The sequence below is a fragment of the Burkholderia sp. AU32262 genome (assembly GCF_020419985.1).
Taxonomy (GTDB): Bacteria; Pseudomonadota; Gammaproteobacteria; order Burkholderiales; family Burkholderiaceae; genus Burkholderia; species Burkholderia semiarida.
On sequence record NZ_JAIZRS010000021.1, the window covers coordinates 18,484 to 35,022 of the forward strand.

A 16,539-nucleotide genomic window follows, 5' to 3' on the forward strand; every position below is an offset into this window, starting at 1 on the left:
CGCGCTCCTCACGACACCTGTTGTCACCCGCCATCCGCGAGGTACGCCATGTCCACCGTCGAAACCGTTGCCGCCGAAGCCGCGGCGCCCACGCTGGTGCTGCCGCACCTGTTCCACCCGTTCGAAACACCCGTGCATCCCGATGCCGAGCGCGCCGAAGCCGACCTGTACGCGTGGATGAACAGCCACGGATTGCTCGACGATCCGCGCTGGGCGCACGGCATCCGTCACGGCAAGGTCGGCGAATACTGCGCGCGCGTCTATGCGCACTCGTCTTTCGACGGACTGTGCACGACCGCCCGCGCATACGGCTGGATCTTCGCGATCGACGACGGCCTGTGCAGCCTGCACGGTGTCGCGCGCGCCCCGGGCGAGCTCGGGGCGCTCTACTTGTGGCTGTACGAAATGATCGCCGATCCGACCGGCCATGACCCCGCGCCGCTGCGCGCCGCGCTCGCGGCGCGCCTGCCGCACCTGGCCGCGTTCCTGCCCGCCCTGCAACGCGCGACGCAGGACATATGCGCGCGTATCGCCGCCGTGTCCACGCGCGTGCAATACGCCCGCTGGGTGGCGGGGATGATGACGTTCCTGTTCTCGACGCTGTGGGAAGCCGGCCGGTTCGCGACCGACGTCGTGCCCGGCGAGGCCGAATACCTGTCCGGTCGCACGTACAACGGCTGCGGCGAGGGTGCGTTCGCGCTGATCGATATCGCCGCGGGCTACGAAGCGCCGGCCGCGTTCTACGCAGACGAAGCGGTCGAGCGCCTGCGCAGGCTGTCCAACGCGATCCTGTGCCTGTGCAACGATATCTTCTCGTATCCGAAGGAGGCCGGCGAGTCGAGCAGCAATCTCGTGTGCGTGCTGATACACGAACGCGGGCTCTCGCCGCAGGCCGCGCTCGACGCGGCGGCGGACATCCACAACGGCTATCTGGCGCGTTATCTCGATCTGGAAAAAAAGGTGCGCGCGCGCACCGACGATCGTGCGTCGCTGCGCCTGCTCGACGAGGCCAGGACGTACATTCGCGGCAACTACGACTGGCACTTCGGTTCGCCGCGTTACGGCGCGGCGAAACACTACGACCTGTCCCGCGCGCTGCGGCCCGGACAGACGAGCGCCGCGGCATGACCTGTCGCGGGCAATGGAGGAAAAACCGGAAAAACAAAAAAATCAGCGGACATCCACACGGGGCCGGTGCATAGCCGCATGGATGTCCGCTCAGGGCTCCGGGTCTCCCGATGGGGGTTGGGAAACCCGAATTCGCTTCCTGCGTGCCATGGACATATGTGCGTCGGAAGCGGAATCGTTGCGCGCACGTGTCGTCGCGCCATGAACCGCACTATAGGGAAACTTGCGAAACGTATCTGTCAACCATTGTCAGACGCGTTGCACCCGCACGTCGCGCGCGCGCGCTGCTTTCGCGCTAAAGTGGTTCCCGATCGCCACCCTCGACCGTCCTGCCGATGCTCACGCTTTCGTCCGCCGCCGCCCGCGCCCTGCATCTCGCCGCACAGGGCCTGCTCACGCCACCCCGCCGCAAGGCGACCAAGTCCGACGTGCTCGACACGATCCGCCGGATGGCGCAGTTGCAGATCGACACCATCCACGTGGTCGCGCGCAGCCCGTATCTCGTGCTGTACAGCCGTCTCGGCGATTTCCCGCCGCACTGGCTCGACGAACATCTCGCCGAGGCGCGCCTGTTCGAATACTGGTCGCACGAAGCGTGTTTTCTGCCGATCGAGCAGTTCGGGCTGATGCGCTACAAGATGCTCGACCCGTCGGGAATGGGCTGGAAATACGCGGCCGAATGGCACGAGCAGAATCGTCCGGAGATCGAACGGCTGCTTGCGCGGATTCGCGAAGAAGGCCCGGTGCGGTCGGCCGATTTCGCACGCGAAAACGGCGTGAAGGGCAACGGCTGGTGGGATCGCAAGCCCGAAAAGCGTCATCTGGAAGTGCTGTTCACGACGGGCGACCTGATGGTGTCGGAGCGCCGCAATTTCCAGCGCGTGTACGACGTGCGCGAACGCGTGCTGCCCGACTGGGACGATGCGCGCGACCTGCCGCCGCGCGAGGCCGTGCTGCCCGCGCTGCTCGACTACACGTGCCGCGCGCTCGGCGTCGTGCGCGCAGACTGGGTGGCCGACTACTATCGGCTGCCGCGCCGCTCGTACCGCGCGGAGCTGGAGCGGCTCGCCGAGGCCGGCGACCTGATTCCGGTGCGGATCGACGACTGGAAGGAGCCGGCCTACGTGCATCGCTCGCTTGACGCACTGCTGCCGGCGGCGGCGGCCGACACGCTGCGCTCGACGGTCACGACGCTGCTGTCGCCGTTCGACCCGGTCGTCTGGGACCGGCGGCGCGCGTCGACGCTGTTCGGGTTCGATTACACGATCGAGTGCTATACGCCCGAGCACAAGCGGCGCTACGGCTATTTCTGCCTGCCCGTGCTGCATCGCGGCCGGCTGGTGGGCCGCGTCGATGCGAAAGCGCATCGCACGCTCGGCACGTTCGAACTGAAGGCTGTGCACGTCGAGCCGGGCGTGCGGTTCGGCGCCGGGCTCGCGGCCGACGTCGCAAAAGCCGTGAAGAAACTCGCGGCGTGGCACGGTACGCCGGAGGTGACGGTCGCCCACGCGCCGCCGGCCCTCGTGCAGGCATTCGCGCGCACCTGAGCGCTGCGTGCAGCCGGCGCGTCAAGCCCTGTTCACGCCAATAACGGGCTTGCGTCGACCCTAGCCGAGCATGTGCATGCCGGCGTCGATATAGTGCGTACCGCCCGTGATCGCCCGTGCGCCGTCGCCGGCAAGAAACGCGCAGAACGCGCCGACGTCGTCGATGTCCAGCGCGTGATGCAGCGGCGCGCGGCGCGCGGTGTCGTCGAGTAGCCGGCCGAAGTCCGGCAGGCCCGACGCCGCGCGGGTCGGCAACACGCCCGGCGAAATCGCGTTGACGCGAATGCCCGCGCCGCCGAGTTCGGCCGCCAGATACCGCACGCTCGCTTCGAGCGCGGCCTTGACCGGCCCCATCACCCCGTAATTCGCGACGACCTGCTCCGCGCCGAGATAGCTCATCGCCATCAGGCTCCCGCCGCGCGTCATCAGCGGCTCGGCGAGCCGCGCCATCCGGATGAACGAATGGCACGAGGTATCCATCGCGAGCGAGAAGCCTTCCGGCGAACTGTCGACCACGCGGCCGTGCAGGTCCGCCTTCGGTGCATACGCGACCGAATGCAGCACGAAGTCGATCTCGCCCCATTGCGCCGCGATCGCGTCGAACACCGCCGCCATCTGGTCCGGCCGCCCGACGTCGAGCGCCATCCGGATCGGCGCGTCGAGTTGCGCGAACAGCGGCTCGACGTGCGGCAGGGTCTTGTCGGACTGCCACGTCACCGCGAGCGTCGCGCCCGCCCGGCAAAACGCGCGCGCGCATCCCCACGCGATACTCTGTTCGTTCGCGATGCCGACGACGAGCCCGCGCTTGTGTCGCAACGTCATGTCGCTCTCCGTAACGATCCGCGCCGGCCTAGCGCTGCGCCGCGATCCATTGCGCGATGTCCGGCCACACCGTCTTCAGCGTGCGCGTCCCCATGAACAGGCCGATATGGCCGCCCGGCACGAGCCGGCTCTCGATGCGCGACGCGGGCGTGCCGAGACGATCGCGCGCCCCGAACACCTGCTCCGGCGTCGTGATGTCGTCGGCCTCGCCGGCGAGCAGATAGACCGGGCACGCGACATCCTTCAGGTCGAGCGTGCGCCCGAGCGCGACGAACGTGCCCTTCGCGAGCCGGTTCTCCTTGAAGATCTGCACGATCGCCTGCAGGTACCAGCGCCCCGGCAGGTCGATCGGGCTTTCGTACCAGTTCGCGAACACCTCGCGCTTGCGCAGGTATTCGGGATCGTCGAGATGCTCGTACAGGTCGACGTGCTCGGCGAGATAGTGCTGGTCGGGATGCATGTTTTTCCAGCCGCGCAGCATGAAGCGCCCGCGCATCAGCCCGCCGCCCATCGTGACGAGTTCCTCGTAGAACGACGTCGGATACGTGTGCACCATCTGCCTGATCGGGCCGTCGCCCGCGTCGGTGTCGATCGGCGAGCCGGCCAGCACGAGACTCGCGACCTTGTGCGGGAAACGCGCCGCGTACATCGCGGACATCCAGCCGCCCTGACACAGCCCGACGAGATTCACGCGGCCGCCGAGTTCGTCGACGCACACGTTCAGTTCGGCCAGATACTGGTCGATCTCGAGATCCTTCATGTCCTCGGTGGCCGAGCGCCAGTCGGTCAGGTACAGACGCGTCACGCCGTGCTCGCCCAGCGTCTGCATCAGGCTCTGCCCCGGCTGGTAGTCGGCGATCATCGCGCTGTGCCCCGCGTACGGCGCATCGACGATCGTCGGCAGCCCGTGCGCCGGCGCGGCCGAATAGTCGCGAAACGTCATCGTGCGCAGTTCCAGCAACGGCCGGTTCGGCGACGCCAGCGCCGGATGCGCTTCGAAATGGAGCTTCTCCTCTTCCGCAAGGAAGCGGAGATTGCGCGCCGCGATCTCGGCGCCGGCCGCGAACATCGCGTTGGCGGCGGCCATCGGCCAGAAAATCGGCAGCGCGAGAGCGCTGGCGGCAGGGGAAAGCGTGTCGCGTGCTGTCATCGAAGGTCTCACCGGGTCGGATACGGCGTGGAAGGGATCGCGTCGTCCAGCACACGGCGCGTGTGCCGCGCGATCATCAGATTCTCGTCGGTCGGGATCACGCGCACCGTCACGCGCGACGCGTCGCCCGAAATCACCGGCAGGCCGGCGGCGTTCGCCGCGTCGTCGAGCACGATGCCGAGCCACGCCGCACGGCTGCAGATCCGTTCGCGCACGCGCGGCGCGTGCTCGCCGATGCCCGCCGTGAACACGAGCGTGTCGAGGCCGCCGAGCACGCCGGCCAGCGCGGCGAGCTCGCGCGCCGCGCGATAGGCGAACAGTTCGACCGCATGCGCGGCCGACGGCGCGTCGCTCGCGAGCAGCGCGCGCATGTCGCTCGACACGCCGGACACGCCGAGCAAGCCCGATTCGGCATAGATCAGATGCTCGACTTCGTCGAGCGACCGGCCCATGTGACGCTGCAGGTACAGGATCACGCCGGGGTCCAGCGCGCCCGTGCGCGTACCCATCGGCAGCCCGTCGACGGCCGTGAACCCCATCGTCGTCGCGACGCTGCGGCCGTCCGCGAGCGCACACAGGCTCGCGCCGTTGCCGAGATGCGCGATCACCGTCAGGTGCCGCCCCCACGATGGATCGAGGGCCGCGAGCGCCGTCGCGATGTACTCGTACGACAGCCCGTGAAACCCGTAGCGCACGATGCCCTGCTCGGTCAGCGCGCGCGGCAGCGCGAACTCCCGTTCGAGCGCCGGCACCGTCGAATGGAACGCGGTGTCGAAACACGCGACCTGCGGGAGGTTCGGCGCGACCGCCGCAACCGCGCGAATCGCGTCGACGTGATGCGGCTGGTGCAGCGGCGCGAGCGGCGAAAGCGACGCGATCGCATCGAGCACGCGCGCATCGATCCGCACCGGCGCGGTGAAATACGGGCCGCCATGCACGACCCGGTGCCCGACGCCGTCGAACGCGGCCTCGCGCCCGACATGAGCCGCGAACCACGCGTGCAGCGCCTCGATCGCGCCTTGATGCCCCGGTTGCGCGACGGGGCTGTCGGCGAGCGTCGTGCCGTGCGCGTCGGCCACGAACAGATGCGGCGTGTCATGCAGGTTCTCGACCTGCCCGTGCAGGCCCGCATCGAGCGAACGATCCTCGCGCGTGTCGTAGACCGAGAACTTGAGGCTCGACGAGCCGGCGTTGAGCACGAGGACGGGATGTCGCATCGCGGCCCCGTCAGCGTGCGTCGGCGGCAAGCGCCGGCGCGGCCAAGGGCGCGGCCGTGGCGCGCGCCGCCGCCGCGACGAGCGCCGCGACCGCGCAGCTCGCCAGGCGCGTGCGTTCGCTGTCGGCGCGACTCGTCAGGATCACCGGCACGCGCGCGCCGAGCACGATGCCGGCCGCATCGGCATTCGCCAGGAACGTCAGTTCCTTCGCGAGCATGTTGCCGGCCTCGAGGTCGGGCACGAGCAGGATGTCCGCATCGCCCGCCACCGCGGAACCGAGATGCTTGAGCCGCGCGGCCTCCGGGCTGATCGCGTTGTCGAGCGCGAGCGGCCCGTCGAGCAGCGCGCCGGTGATCTGGCCGCGCTCGGCCATCTTGCACAGCGCGGCCGCGTCGAGCGTCGACGGCAGCTTCGAGCTGACCGTCTCGACCGCCGACAGGATCGCCACCTTCGGCCGGGCGATGCCGAGCGCATGCGCGAGATCGATCGCGTTCTGCGCGATGTCGGCCTTTTGCTCGAGCGTCGGACGGATATTGACGGCCGCGTCGGTGATGAACAGCGGCTTGTGGTAAGTCGGCACGTCCATGATGAACACGTGGCTCAGGCGCCGCCCGGTGCGCAGCCCCGTATCGGCGCGCACCACTTCCGCCAGCAACTCGTCGGTGTGCAGGCTGCCCTTCATCAGCGCCTGCGCGTCGCCCGCGCGCACCAGTTCGACCGCGCGCGCCGCCGACGCATGGCTGTGCGGCGCATCCACGAGCCGATAGCCGGACAGGTCGACACCGAGCGTCGCAGCGAGCATCGTGATCCGCGCCACCGGGCCGACCAGCACGGGCACGACGATACCGGCCCGAGCGGCGGCGGCCGCCGCGCGCAGCGATACCTCGTCGCAAGGATGCGCGACCGCGACCGTCACCGGGCGCAATGCGCGGCAACGCGCGATCAGCGCTTCGTATTTCTGATGCGTGCGGAACTCGGTCATCGGCTGCCCCTTCGCAAGGATCACGTGAACGGATTCTGGTGCGGGACCGGGCGAAGTCGTTTGATTTCAGTCAATCGTTTCAGGTGAAGTCCCGATAGCATGAAGTCGCACGATGACATCCGGATGGCCGCGACGCCTCCCCCCTGACATGCACACACGCGAAATCCGCGCGAAGATCGCCAGTACCTCGTCCACGCGCAAGATCACCAAGGCGATGGAGATGATGGCGCGCACCAAGATGGCGAGCGCGCAGCGACGCGCGCGCGAGTTCCGCCCGTACGCGGCGCGCATCGGCGCGATGGCGGAACGCGTGCTGCGCGACCGCCCCGACCACGTATCGGCGCTGATGGCGCGACGCGATACCGTGCGCCGCGTCGGCCTGATCGTCGTCAGCACCGATCGTGGGCTGTGCGGCCCGCTCAATGCGCGATTGCTCGTCGAATGCGTGAATGCGCTCGAACGCTGGGACCGGGCCGGCGTCGCCTGCGAACTGAGCGTGATCGGCGCGCGCGGCCTCGCGCCGCTGCTGCGCCACGGCGCGACCATCGCGGCCCGTGCGGGCGGCCTGGCCGCCGAGCCGCACTTCGAGCAGTTGCTCGGGGCGCTGCTCGTGCCGCTGACCGCGTTCGTCAACGGCGAGCTCGACGAAGTGCACGTCGCGTACAACCGGCTGACGAGCCCGCTCGCGTACGAGCCGCGCATCGACGCGATGCTGCCGATCGCGGGGCTCGACACCGGCGCGCCGACCGACGGCGCGGCCGCGTCCGATTATCTGTACGAGCCCGCGCCCAAGCCGGTCGTGGACACGTTGCTGCTGCGCTACGTCGAGGCGACGCTCTATCAGGCCGTCGTCGAAAACTACGCGTGCGAGCAATGCGCGCGGATGTTCAGCATGCAGACCGCGACGGACAACGCCGACCGCGTGTTGCGCGAACTGCGGCACCTGTACCAGAAGACGCGACAGGCGCAGATCACCACCGAGCTGTGCGAAATCGTCGCCGGCGCGGCGGCAGTCTGAAGGAGTACGCATGAAGACGTCGATGCGGCTCGACATCGTGAGCGTGGAAGCGGTGCTGTATGCCGGCGACGCGCATTTCGTCGTCGTCCCGGGGGAAAGTGGAGAACTGGGGATCTACCCGCACCACGCGCCGCTGCTCACGCGGATCCGGCCGGGCGTCGTGATGCTCGTCGATGCGCCGACCGGCGAGCATCGCCGCCTGCTCGTCGCGGGCGGCGTGCTGGAAGTCAGCCGCGAAGGCGTGACGCTGATCGCCGATCACGCGCTGCGCACGCCCGAACTCGACGATCTGCGCGCACGCGAAGCGCGACATGCGGCCGACGACTGGCGCCGGCGCTACGCGCACGAAAACCGGCGTGCGTTCGATTTCGCGTCGGCCCGCGCGGAATTGATGGAGGAAATCCGGCGCTTCTTTGCGATGGCGCTGCGGCAACAGGCGCCGCACGACAAGCCGGGCGGCGCCGGCTAGACGCCTGCTCCGGTGACGCGCCCGCTCAGTCGCGCAGCTTGCGAAAACGCGGCGTGCCGTCTTCGAGATTGCCGTTGAACATTGCTTCCGGCCGCACCCAGAGGCCGCGCGCATGCGGCCACAGATGCTCGTAGACGACCACCGATTCCTCGGTTTCGGAATGGCGGGCAACGCCGATGTAGCGGTACAGGCCGCCCTTGTAGTGGCGGTGCGTCGCGAGCTGTTCGGCTTCCTGTTCGGTCATGGGGGTTTCTCTTCGGCAAAAACGGAAAGCGCGTATTGTATGCGCTGCGCCGCACGTCAGCGTTTCGTGTAGATATCGGGGCGGCGAATCTCCATCAGCCGCTCGGGGTTCGCGGACGGACCGAAACCGACCGGCCGGTACAGTTCGTGTGCATCGGTCGTCACGAGCATGATGCGGCGCAGGCGCTGCACCCACTCCTGCGCGAATATATGGTCGATCAGCGCGCGGCCGTAGCCGTTGCCGCGTTCGGCCGGCAGCACGAACACGTCGCACAGGTACGCGAACGTCGCATGATCGGTGACGAGCCGCGCGAAACCGACGAACCGGCCGCCGACATACGCGCCGAAGCACAGCGAACCCTCGATGGCCCGCTCGACCACGTCGCGCGGAATGCCCTGCGACCAGTACGCGTCGCGATGCAGGAAGTCGAAGATCGCGTCGACGTCGAGTTCGCGCTTGTCGGTGGAAAATCTCAGCGTGGCGGGGGTGGCTGCGGGCACGTCTGTTCTCCGGTTCGAGGGGCGGAAGGCGGAGCATCGACGATACCGCGCTGTCGGGTGGGGGACAAGGGGTACCAGGGTCCGCCGTGGACGAACAGCCGCACTGCCCACCCTCGATTCGGCGACAATGGGATCCGCCCAATAAACCCGCGACGCTGCTTCATGACCTACCGCCTCATCGCCTTCGACTTCGACGGCACACTCGCCGATTCGCTCGACAGTTTTCTCGCCGCGCTGTCGGAAGCGTCACGCCTGCACGGCTTTCGCGACGCCACGCCCGAACTGCGCCCGGCGCTGCGCGGCATGTCGGCGCGCGAAATCATCCGCGCGCTCGACGTGCCGATGTGGAAAGTGCCGCGCGTGACGATCGACATGCGCCGCCTGATGCGGCCGCGCGTCGCGAACGTGCAGTTGTTTCCCGGCGTCGACGCAACGTTCGACGCGCTCGCCGCGCGCGGCATCCGCATCGCGATCGCCACGTCGAACACCGAGGAAATCGTGCGCGACCGGCTCGGCCCGCATGCCGGCGCGCGCGTCGACCATTTCGCATGCGGCATTCCGCTGTTCGGCAAGGCGCGCCGGCTGCGCGCGCTCGTTCGCGAGGCCGGTGTGCGCGCCGACGAAGTGCTGTACGTCGGCGACGAAATCCGCGATGCCGACGCGGCACGGCGCGCACGTATCGCGTTCCAGGGCGTCGCGTGGGGTTACACGGCGCCCGACGCGTTGCAGGCGCATTGCGCGATGCCGTTGCTGCCGCGCCTCGATGCGCTGCTCGAGCGCGTATAGCGCTTTCACGCACGCCACGCACCGACGCAGCCCGCTCGCGCGACGCCATCACGCCCGTCAAATGCCGATGACACGCACGCGCATCTCATGCATTGCATGCGCCACGCGCACGCAAAAATTGCCGCCACGGCATGCGCATCAGGTACGCGCTACCTGCCTGCGCGCATGCCGACCGAATCGTCTTACCAACCGTTACACAAGCCACAGCACGGTTGCACCTGCTACCCGACCGCTCTCCTAGAATCAGTCGGGCCGGGAAACACTTCGACCGACGCCGCGGCAGAGCGGCGGTCGACTCCGGTCCGGGCGCGCCCGGTCTCTCTCGCACAGCGACGGATCGCACGATCCGTTTTTCAACCAGAGCCCCGATCGAAAGGAGGTCCCCATGAACCGCTTCCCCCACATTTCGCGCGTTGCCTTGTCTGCCGCCGGCCTGCTTCTCGTCGCCGTGACGGCGACCGCGCAAACCGCGCAGCCGGCGCCCGGCGCATCGGCCGCGCCGGCCGCGACCGCGACGCGCATCCACGAAGCCGACCAGACCTTCATCACCGACGGCACGAAGACCGTGTCGACGCAGCACGACGCCGCGCGCATCGCCGATTCGCGCACGTCGGACAGCCAGGTCAAGGCATTCGCGCAACGCGTGTCGACCGACGATGCGAAGATCATCCAGGCGATGCGCGCGGCGAGCCCGCGCGGCGTCGACGTGCCGGCCAACGACCCCGACACGACCGTGCTGAACAGCATCAAGAGCCTGCGCGGCGCCGAGTTCGACAAGGCGTATATCGAACAGGTCGCGCTCGCCGGCCAGCAGAAGGCGATCTCGGCGTTCCAGGCCGAAATCGCGTCGGGCCGCGACACCAAGCTGAAGGAAGTCGCCCGCCAGGCGCTGCCGATCCTGCAGGCGCACTACGCGGACGCGCAAAAGCTCGCGCAGCGTCATCACCTCGCATCGGCGCAGTAACCCCCGCGATGCCGCGCCGCGCCACGTGCGCGGCGCACCGTTTCCCCCGCCGTCGCGCGGCCGCCTCCCCTGCCGGCAGCGCGACGCACGTCAAGCATCAAGCGTCCCGCGTTACGTCGCCAGCTTCGCCTCGAGCCGCGCCCGCACTTCCGGCCATTCGTCGTCGATGATGCTGAAGCGTACCGAGTTGCGCTTGCGGCCATCCGGCATGATCCGTTCGTGACGCACGATGCCCTCCTGTTTCGCACCGAGCCTCAGGATCGCCGCGCGCGATCGCTCGTTCAGTTCGTCCGTCGTGAACTGCACGCGCACGCATTGCAGCGTGTCGAACGCATAAGCCAGCAGCAACCACTTCGCTTCGGTATTCGCACGCGTACGCTGCGCCGATTCGCTTAGCCACGTATGGCCGATCTCGAGCTTGCGGTTCTTGCGATCGATCTTCCAGAAGCGCGTGCTGCCGATCGCGCGGCCCGATGCGCGATCGACGATCACGAACGGCATCACGGTGCCGGCCGCCCGCCCCTGCAACGCCGTATCGATGTACGCGTCGACCGTCTGCACACCCGGCACGACCGTGACCTTCAGGTTCCACAACGCGCCGTCGGCCGCGGCGTCCAGCAGCGCCTGCCGATCGGATGCGTCGAGCGGGCGCAGGACGACACGTTCGCCGGTAAGGGTCGGTTGTTCGAGGAAAGACGATGCGTCGGTCATGACGGGATTCCGGAGAAATGACGGCGATGGCGGTGAAGCGCCCATCATACGGCGATGCCGCTAGCCGAGGTGTGCGGCGAGCCGGCGGCGGATCGCCTTCGCTTCGCCGCGCAGTGCATCGGCGAACGCGTCGACGAGCAGGTTCTTCGGCCGGTGCTCGGGCACGATCAGGCTGACGCGGTACGGAAACGAACGCGTCAGCGGCCGCACGTGCAGGTCCCGGCCGACGAAATCGAGCGCCGTGAGCGGGTTGACGATCGCGGCCCCGAGCCCTTGCCGCACGAACGCGCATACCGACACGGCCGACGGCGTGTCGACCACCGAGCGCGGCGCGACGCCGAGCTGCGCGAACGCCTCGTCGATCAGGATGCGGTACGGATCGTTCAGTGACAGGCTCACGAACGGACGGTCGGCGAGATCCAGCAGGTCGATCGCGTCCTGCGCGAGCAACGGATGACCGTCGGGCAGCACGCACACCTCGTCGACTTCCAGCAGCGGCGTGAGCACGGTGCCGGCCGGCGCGACATCGTGCTCGGTCAGCCCGAGGTCGTAACGCTGCGCGGTCAACCACTCCTCCAGCACCGGCGACTCCTGCGTCGCGACCGACACGCTGACGTCCGCATGCGCGTCGTGAAAGCGCCGGCACGCACCGGGCAGGATCGCATGCGAGAACGCGGGCAGCGCGATCACCGACAATTGCCCGTCGCGAAACTCGCGCAGGCGCGCGGCCGTCGCCGCGACGCGTTCGAGCCCCACATACGCGAGCCGCACGTCGTCGAACAGCGTGAGTGCGGCCATCGTCGGGCGCAGCCGACCGTGCGCGCGCTCGAACAGCGCAAAGCCGACGACCTGCTCCATCCGCGCGAGCTCGCGGCTGATCGTCGGTTGCGACGTGTACAGCATCTCGGCCGCCCGGGTCGTGCTGCCGGTGACCATCAGCGCGCGGAAAACCTCGATATGACGGTGCGTCAGCATGATCGTATATATCAGAAATGAATCGAGTATCGATATATAGGCATTTTACTGTATAGGCGATCAGGCGCATCATCCGGCTATCCGTTCATTCGATCCGATTCATCCGCCATGTCCCTCGATTCCCGCCAGCTCGCAGCGCTCGCGCAGCAATACGGCACCCCGCTGTGGGTGTACGACGCCGACGTCATCCGCGACCGCATCGCCCAACTGCGCCAGTTCGACGTGATCCGCTATGCGCAGAAGGCGAACTCGAACGTCCATATCCTGAAGCTGATGCGCGAAGAAGGCGCGTGCGTCGACGCCGTGTCGCTCGGCGAGATCGAGCGCAGCCTCGCGGCGGGGTTCAGTCCGGCAGGCGATCCTGCGGCAGGCGGTCCTGCGGCAGGCGAGCCGGAAGGCGTCGTGTTCACGGCCGACCTGATCGACCGTCCGACGCTCGCGGCGGTGCTCAAGCACGGCGTGACCGTGAACGCCGGTTCGCTCGACATGCTCGCGCGCATCGGCGAGCACGCGCCCGGCCACCGCGTGTGGCTGCGCGTCAATCCGGGCTTCGGCCACGGCCACAGCAACAAGACCAACACCGGCGGCCCGCAGAGCAAGCACGGCATCTGGATCGACGACGTACCGCGCGCGATCGAGATCGTGCGCCAGTACGGGCTGAAGCTGGTCGGCATCCACATGCACATCGGTTCGGGCGTCGACTACGGCCACCTGTCGCAGGTGTGCGATGCGATGGTCGATCTCGTCACGTCGCTCGGCCACGACATCGATGCGATCTCGGCCGGCGGCGGCCTGTCGATTCCGTATCGCGACGGCGAGCCGCGCGTCGACGTCGGCCACTACTTCAGCCAGTGGGACGCCGCGCGCAAGCGCATTGAACGGCATCTCGGCCACCCGGTGCGCATCGAGATCGAACCGGGCCGCTTTCTCGTTGCCGAAGCCGGCACGCTCGTCACCGAAGTGCAGGCCGTCAACCGTCGGCCGAAGCACGATTTCGTGCTGATCGACGCGGGCTTCAACGACCTGATGCGCCCGTCGATGTACGGCAGCTACCACGCGGTGTCGGTGCACGCGCATGATGGCGCGCTGCCTGCCGGCCGGCCGCTCGTCGACCTCGCGATCGCCGGGCCGCTGTGCGAATCAGGCGACGTGTTCACGCAGGATGCGGGCGGCGTGGTCACGCACCGCAAGCTCGCGCAGCCGCAGATCGGCGACCTGCTGTTCCTGCACGACGCGGGCGCGTACGGCGCGTCGATGTCGTCGAACTACAACAGCCGGCCGCTCGCGCCGGAAGTGCTCGTCGATCGCGGTACGCCGCGGCTGATCCGCCGCCGGCAGACGATCGGTGAATTGCTCGCGCTCGAAACGTTCGAGTAATCCGCGTCCGGCGTGGCGAACGCCCACGGCCAGGCTTGCCGCGACCGGCAGCCTGCCGTTCTGCGTTGGGTCGCCGCCAGCCGCGCACCGGGTGATGTCAGCCCGATGTCCGGCAAGCCGCGGTACCTGCGTCAACCCGCGCGCTGCACGGGCGCCATCTTCGAGAAATACTTCGCGCCCGCCACGCAGCCCACCACCACGACCGTCACGACGACCATCGACGGCGGTACCGTCTCGTGCAGCAGTCCGGCCGCGAGCAGGAAGCCGAAGAACGGCTGCAGCAGCTGCAACTGGCCGACGCCCGCGATCCCGCCGAGCGCGAGCCCGCGATACCAGAACACGAAGCCGATCAACATGCTGAACAGCGACACGTACGCGAGCCCCCACAGCGCGGCGGCATCGACGCCGTCGAACGACGCGGGCCAGGTCAGCCACGCGAGCGGCAGCATCAGCGGCAGCGACAACACGAGCGCCCACGAGATCACCTGCCAGCCGCCGAGCTGGCGCGACAGCCGCGCGCCTTCCGCATAACCGAGCCCGCACGCGACGATCGCGGCCAGCATCAGCGCATCGCCGACCACCGACGCCTGCCCGCCGTTGCGCAGCGCGAACGCGGCCACCGCGCCGCTGCCGACGATCGAAAAGATCCAGAACGGCAACCGCGGCCGTTCGCCGCCGCGCCACACGCCGAACAGCGCGGTCGCGAGCGGCAGCAGCCCGACGAACACGATCGCATGCGCCGACGTCACGTGCTTCAGCGCAAGCGCCGTCAGCAACGGAAAACCGACCACGACACCGAGCGCGACGATGGCCAACGAGGCGGCCTCGGCGCGCGACGGCCGCCGCTGCTTCAGCACGACGAGCAGCAGCAGGCCGAGCGCGCCGGCGATCGTCGCGCGGGCGAACGTAAGGAACAGCGGGTCGAGCCCTTGCACCGCGACGCGCGTCGCGGGCAGCGAGCCACTGAAGATGATGACGCCCAGCAGGCCGCTGAGCCATCCGTCGGTCGTTTTCTGCACGGTCGATCCTGATGGGAAAGGGGATGACCGATGATCCGCCGCCGGCCAAAACGGCGTAAGCTACAGCCCAATACAATTCAGACAAACTGTACTGGACAACCGGCCGTACAGTTCATCGTTCGCCATGCGCCATTCCGCCCCGCTTCCCGTCCCGATTCCCGCTCCGCCCGCGCCGTCGCGCACGCGCGTGGAAACCGTCATGGACACGCTGCGCGCGCGGATCGCAAGCCGCGCGCTGATGCCAGGCGCGCGCGTGCCGTCGATCCGGATGATGGCCGACGCGCTCGGCGTGTCGAAATCGACGGTCGTCGATGCGTACGAGCGGCTCGCGAGCGAAGGCGTGCTCGTCGCCCGGCGCGGCTCGGGCTTCTACGTGTCGGGCCACGCCCCGCCGCTCGCGCTCGCGGAGCTCGGCCCGCGCCTCGATCGCGAGCTCGATCCGCTGTGGCTGTCGCGCCAGTCGCTCGAAGCGGCGCCGACGTCGGTGAAGCCCGGCTGCGGCTGGTTGCCGTCGTCGTGGCTGCCCGACGAAAGCCTGCGTCGCGCGCTGCGCGCCGTGTCGCGCGACGAATCCGACGCGCTGACCGACTATGCGACGCCGCTCGGCCTGCCCGCGCTGCGCCAGCAGCTCGCGTGGCGGCTCGCGCAGCACGGCGTCCACGCGGAACCCGCGCAGATCATGCTGACCGACGGCGGCACGCACGCGCTCGACCTCGTGTGCCGCCTGCTGCTGGAGCCCGGCGATACGGTCGTGCTCGACGATCCGTGCTACTTCAACTTCCAGGCGCTGCTGCGCGCGCACCGCGCACGGATCGTCAGCGTGCCGTTCACGCCGAACGGCCCCGATCTCGTGCGCTTCGAACAGGTGCTCGCCGAGCATCGGCCGCGCCTGTACATCACCAACGCCGCGCTGCACAACCCGACCGGCGCGACGCTCGCGCCGCCCGTCGCGCACCGGCTGCTGACGCTCGCGGCCGAGCACGGGCTGCTGATCGTCGAGGACGACATCTTCGCGGATTTCGAGAGCACGCCCGCGCCGCGCCTCGCGGCGTTCGACGGGCTGTCGCGGGTCGTGTCGATCGGCAGCTTCTCGAAGACGCTGTCGGCCGCGATCCGCTGCGGCTATGTCGCCGCGCGCCCGGAATGGATCGACGCGCTCGTCGACCTGAAGCTCGCGACGTCGTTCGGCAACGCGCAGATCGGCGCGAACGTCGTGCACCGGCTGCTGATCGACGGTACGTACCGGCGCCATCTCGACAGCCTGCGCGCGCGTCTCGCGGATGCGATGTGCGAAACGATCCGGCGTCTCGCACGGGCCGGGCTCGAAATCTGGACCGAGCCGCGCGGCGGGTTGTTCGTGTGGGCGCAATTGCCGGACGGGCTCGATGCCGCGCGCGTCGCACGTCATGCGCTGGACCACGACGTGGTGCTCGCGCCGGGCGACGTGTTCAGCGCGTCGCGCAGCGCGACGTCGTACATGCGCTTCAACGTGTCGCGCTGCAAGGGGCCGGCGGTATTCGATGCACTGGCGCGCGCGATGGAGGCGGCGCGAGTGGTGGCGCGCGGCGACGTGCCGGCCGGCAATTGACGCAAGCCGGCGGCGCAGCGGCGGGAGACCCCGCCGCCCGCG

General features: G+C 68.8%; 16 protein-coding genes and 1 pseudogene. 8 read left to right on the forward strand and 9 right to left on the reverse strand.

Annotated elements, in window-relative coordinates; translation table 11 throughout:
• The first annotated feature begins 48 nt into the window (after nucleotides 1–48).
• Entirely contained in the window at nucleotides 49–1,128 is a 1,080-nt protein-coding gene (locus LGN10_RS23615) for a terpene synthase family protein (RefSeq protein WP_099317680.1), read from the forward strand.
• A 335-nt stretch (nucleotides 1,129–1,463) separates the two neighbouring features.
• The gene (locus tag LGN10_RS23620; protein WP_059584682.1) at nucleotides 1,464–2,675 is read left to right on the forward strand and encodes a winged helix-turn-helix domain-containing protein; all 1,212 of its coding nucleotides are present in this window, start codon (nucleotides 1,464–1,466) and stop codon (nucleotides 2,673–2,675) included.
• 60 nt (nucleotides 2,676–2,735) lie between these two features.
• Here the strand turns inward: LGN10_RS23620 and fabI are convergent, their stop codons facing one another.
• The 4 genes and pseudogenes from fabI to LGN10_RS23640 all read right to left on the reverse strand — a co-directional run.
• Nucleotides 2,736–3,497 (reverse strand): enoyl-ACP reductase FabI, encoded by a 762-nt coding sequence (gene fabI, locus LGN10_RS23625; protein ID WP_059584681.1) that lies wholly within the window; start codon nucleotides 3,495–3,497, stop codon nucleotides 2,736–2,738.
• 28 nt (nucleotides 3,498–3,525) lie between these two features.
• Nucleotides 3,526–4,647 (reverse strand): alpha/beta fold hydrolase, encoded by a 1,122-nt coding sequence (locus tag LGN10_RS23630; RefSeq protein WP_124657763.1) that lies wholly within the window; start codon nucleotides 4,645–4,647, stop codon nucleotides 3,526–3,528.
• Between the two features lie 8 nt (nucleotides 4,648–4,655).
• Nucleotides 4,656–5,864, reverse strand: a complete 1,209-nt coding sequence (locus LGN10_RS23635; RefSeq protein ID WP_226225176.1) for an acetate/propionate family kinase — start codon at nucleotides 5,862–5,864, stop codon at nucleotides 4,656–4,658.
• Nucleotides 5,865–5,874: 10 nt separating this feature from the next.
• Nucleotides 5,875–6,873: pseudogene (locus LGN10_RS23640) on the reverse strand (phosphate acetyltransferase); the annotation flags it as partial.
• A 121-nt stretch (nucleotides 6,874–6,994) separates the two neighbouring features.
• Between LGN10_RS23640 and atpG the strand changes: the two are divergent.
• Complete coding sequence (gene atpG / locus LGN10_RS23645; RefSeq protein ID WP_059584676.1) at nucleotides 6,995–7,864, forward strand: ATP synthase F1 subunit gamma; 870 nt, start codon at nucleotides 6,995–6,997, stop codon at nucleotides 7,862–7,864.
• A 10-nt stretch (nucleotides 7,865–7,874) separates the two neighbouring features.
• On the forward strand, nucleotides 7,875–8,333 hold the full coding sequence (gene atpC, locus LGN10_RS23650) for an ATP synthase F1 subunit epsilon (protein ID WP_060968671.1): 459 nt from the start codon (nucleotides 7,875–7,877) through the stop codon (nucleotides 8,331–8,333).
• Nucleotides 8,334–8,358: 25 nt separating this feature from the next.
• On the opposite strand, the gene LGN10_RS23655 is transcribed toward atpC, so the two are convergent.
• On the reverse strand, nucleotides 8,359–8,577 hold the full coding sequence (locus LGN10_RS23655; RefSeq protein ID WP_006480837.1) for a DUF1653 domain-containing protein: 219 nt from the start codon (nucleotides 8,575–8,577) through the stop codon (nucleotides 8,359–8,361).
• A 56-nt stretch (nucleotides 8,578–8,633) separates the two neighbouring features.
• Complete coding sequence (locus LGN10_RS23660) at nucleotides 8,634–9,077, reverse strand: GNAT family N-acetyltransferase (protein ID WP_226225180.1); 444 nt, start codon at nucleotides 9,075–9,077, stop codon at nucleotides 8,634–8,636.
• A gap of 162 nt (nucleotides 9,078–9,239) precedes the next feature.
• On the opposite strand from LGN10_RS23660, the gene LGN10_RS23665 reads away from it, so the two are divergent.
• The gene (locus LGN10_RS23665) at nucleotides 9,240–9,863 is read left to right on the forward strand and encodes an HAD hydrolase-like protein (protein ID WP_226225182.1); all 624 of its coding nucleotides are present in this window, start codon (nucleotides 9,240–9,242) and stop codon (nucleotides 9,861–9,863) included.
• A gap of 385 nt (nucleotides 9,864–10,248) precedes the next feature.
• On the forward strand, nucleotides 10,249–10,827 hold the full coding sequence (locus LGN10_RS23670) for a DUF4142 domain-containing protein (RefSeq protein ID WP_059584671.1): 579 nt from the start codon (nucleotides 10,249–10,251) through the stop codon (nucleotides 10,825–10,827).
• 111 nt (nucleotides 10,828–10,938) lie between these two features.
• Here LGN10_RS23670 and LGN10_RS23675 read toward each other — a convergent pair whose 3' ends face one another.
• Together LGN10_RS23675 and LGN10_RS23680 are read right to left on the reverse strand one after the other, a co-directional pair.
• On the reverse strand, nucleotides 10,939–11,538 hold the full coding sequence (locus LGN10_RS23675; protein ID WP_059584669.1) for a GNAT family N-acetyltransferase: 600 nt from the start codon (nucleotides 11,536–11,538) through the stop codon (nucleotides 10,939–10,941).
• 60 nt (nucleotides 11,539–11,598) lie between these two features.
• Nucleotides 11,599–12,513: a LysR family transcriptional regulator gene (locus tag LGN10_RS23680; protein ID WP_226225183.1), complete on the reverse strand. Its 915-nt coding sequence runs from the start codon at nucleotides 12,511–12,513 to the stop codon at nucleotides 11,599–11,601.
• Between the two features lie 108 nt (nucleotides 12,514–12,621).
• Between LGN10_RS23680 and lysA the strand changes: the two genes are divergently transcribed.
• Nucleotides 12,622–13,890 carry a diaminopimelate decarboxylase gene (gene lysA / locus LGN10_RS23685; protein WP_226225185.1) on the forward strand — a complete coding sequence of 423 codons (1,269 nt, stop codon included), beginning with the start codon at nucleotides 12,622–12,624 and terminating at the stop codon, nucleotides 13,888–13,890.
• A gap of 131 nt (nucleotides 13,891–14,021) precedes the next feature.
• On the opposite strand, the gene LGN10_RS23690 is transcribed toward lysA, so the two are convergent.
• The gene (locus LGN10_RS23690; protein ID WP_226225187.1) at nucleotides 14,022–14,909 is read right to left on the reverse strand and encodes a DMT family transporter; all 888 of its coding nucleotides are present in this window, start codon (nucleotides 14,907–14,909) and stop codon (nucleotides 14,022–14,024) included.
• Nucleotides 14,910–15,033: 124 nt separating this feature from the next.
• On the opposite strand from LGN10_RS23690, the gene LGN10_RS23695 reads away from it, so the two are divergent.
• Nucleotides 15,034–16,497, forward strand: a complete 1,464-nt coding sequence (locus tag LGN10_RS23695) for a PLP-dependent aminotransferase family protein (RefSeq protein ID WP_226225189.1) — start codon at nucleotides 15,034–15,036, stop codon at nucleotides 16,495–16,497.
• The last annotated feature ends 42 nt before the right edge of the window (nucleotides 16,498–16,539 follow it).

Excerpts from the sequence above, each read along its gene's own strand:
- atpG (WP_059584676.1), top strand. The coding sequence starts at position 6,995 with ATGCACACACGCGAAATCCGCGCGAAGATCGCCAGTACCTCGTCCACG.
- LGN10_RS23630 (WP_124657763.1), bottom strand. The coding sequence starts at position 4,647 with ATGACAGCACGCGACACGCTTTCCCCTGCCGCCAGCGCTCTCGCGCTG.
- fabI (WP_059584681.1), bottom strand. The coding sequence starts at position 3,497 with ATGACGTTGCGACACAAGCGCGGGCTCGTCGTCGGCATCGCGAACGAA.
- LGN10_RS23695 (WP_226225189.1), top strand. The coding sequence starts at position 15,034 with ATGCGCCATTCCGCCCCGCTTCCCGTCCCGATTCCCGCTCCGCCCGCG.
- LGN10_RS23655 (WP_006480837.1), bottom strand. The coding sequence starts at position 8,577 with ATGACCGAACAGGAAGCCGAACAGCTCGCGACGCACCGCCACTACAAG.
- LGN10_RS23635 (WP_226225176.1), bottom strand. The coding sequence starts at position 5,864 with ATGCGACATCCCGTCCTCGTGCTCAACGCCGGCTCGTCGAGCCTCAAG.
- LGN10_RS23620 (WP_059584682.1), top strand. The coding sequence starts at position 1,464 with ATGCTCACGCTTTCGTCCGCCGCCGCCCGCGCCCTGCATCTCGCCGCA.
- LGN10_RS23665 (WP_226225182.1), top strand. The coding sequence starts at position 9,240 with ATGACCTACCGCCTCATCGCCTTCGACTTCGACGGCACACTCGCCGAT.
- LGN10_RS23670 (WP_059584671.1), top strand. The coding sequence starts at position 10,249 with ATGAACCGCTTCCCCCACATTTCGCGCGTTGCCTTGTCTGCCGCCGGC.
- lysA (WP_226225185.1), top strand. The coding sequence starts at position 12,622 with ATGTCCCTCGATTCCCGCCAGCTCGCAGCGCTCGCGCAGCAATACGGC.
- LGN10_RS23680 (WP_226225183.1), bottom strand. The coding sequence starts at position 12,513 with ATGCTGACGCACCGTCATATCGAGGTTTTCCGCGCGCTGATGGTCACC.
- atpC (WP_060968671.1), top strand. The coding sequence starts at position 7,875 with ATGAAGACGTCGATGCGGCTCGACATCGTGAGCGTGGAAGCGGTGCTG.
- LGN10_RS23615 (WP_099317680.1), top strand. The coding sequence starts at position 49 with ATGTCCACCGTCGAAACCGTTGCCGCCGAAGCCGCGGCGCCCACGCTG.
- LGN10_RS23675 (WP_059584669.1), bottom strand. The coding sequence starts at position 11,538 with ATGACCGACGCATCGTCTTTCCTCGAACAACCGACCCTTACCGGCGAA.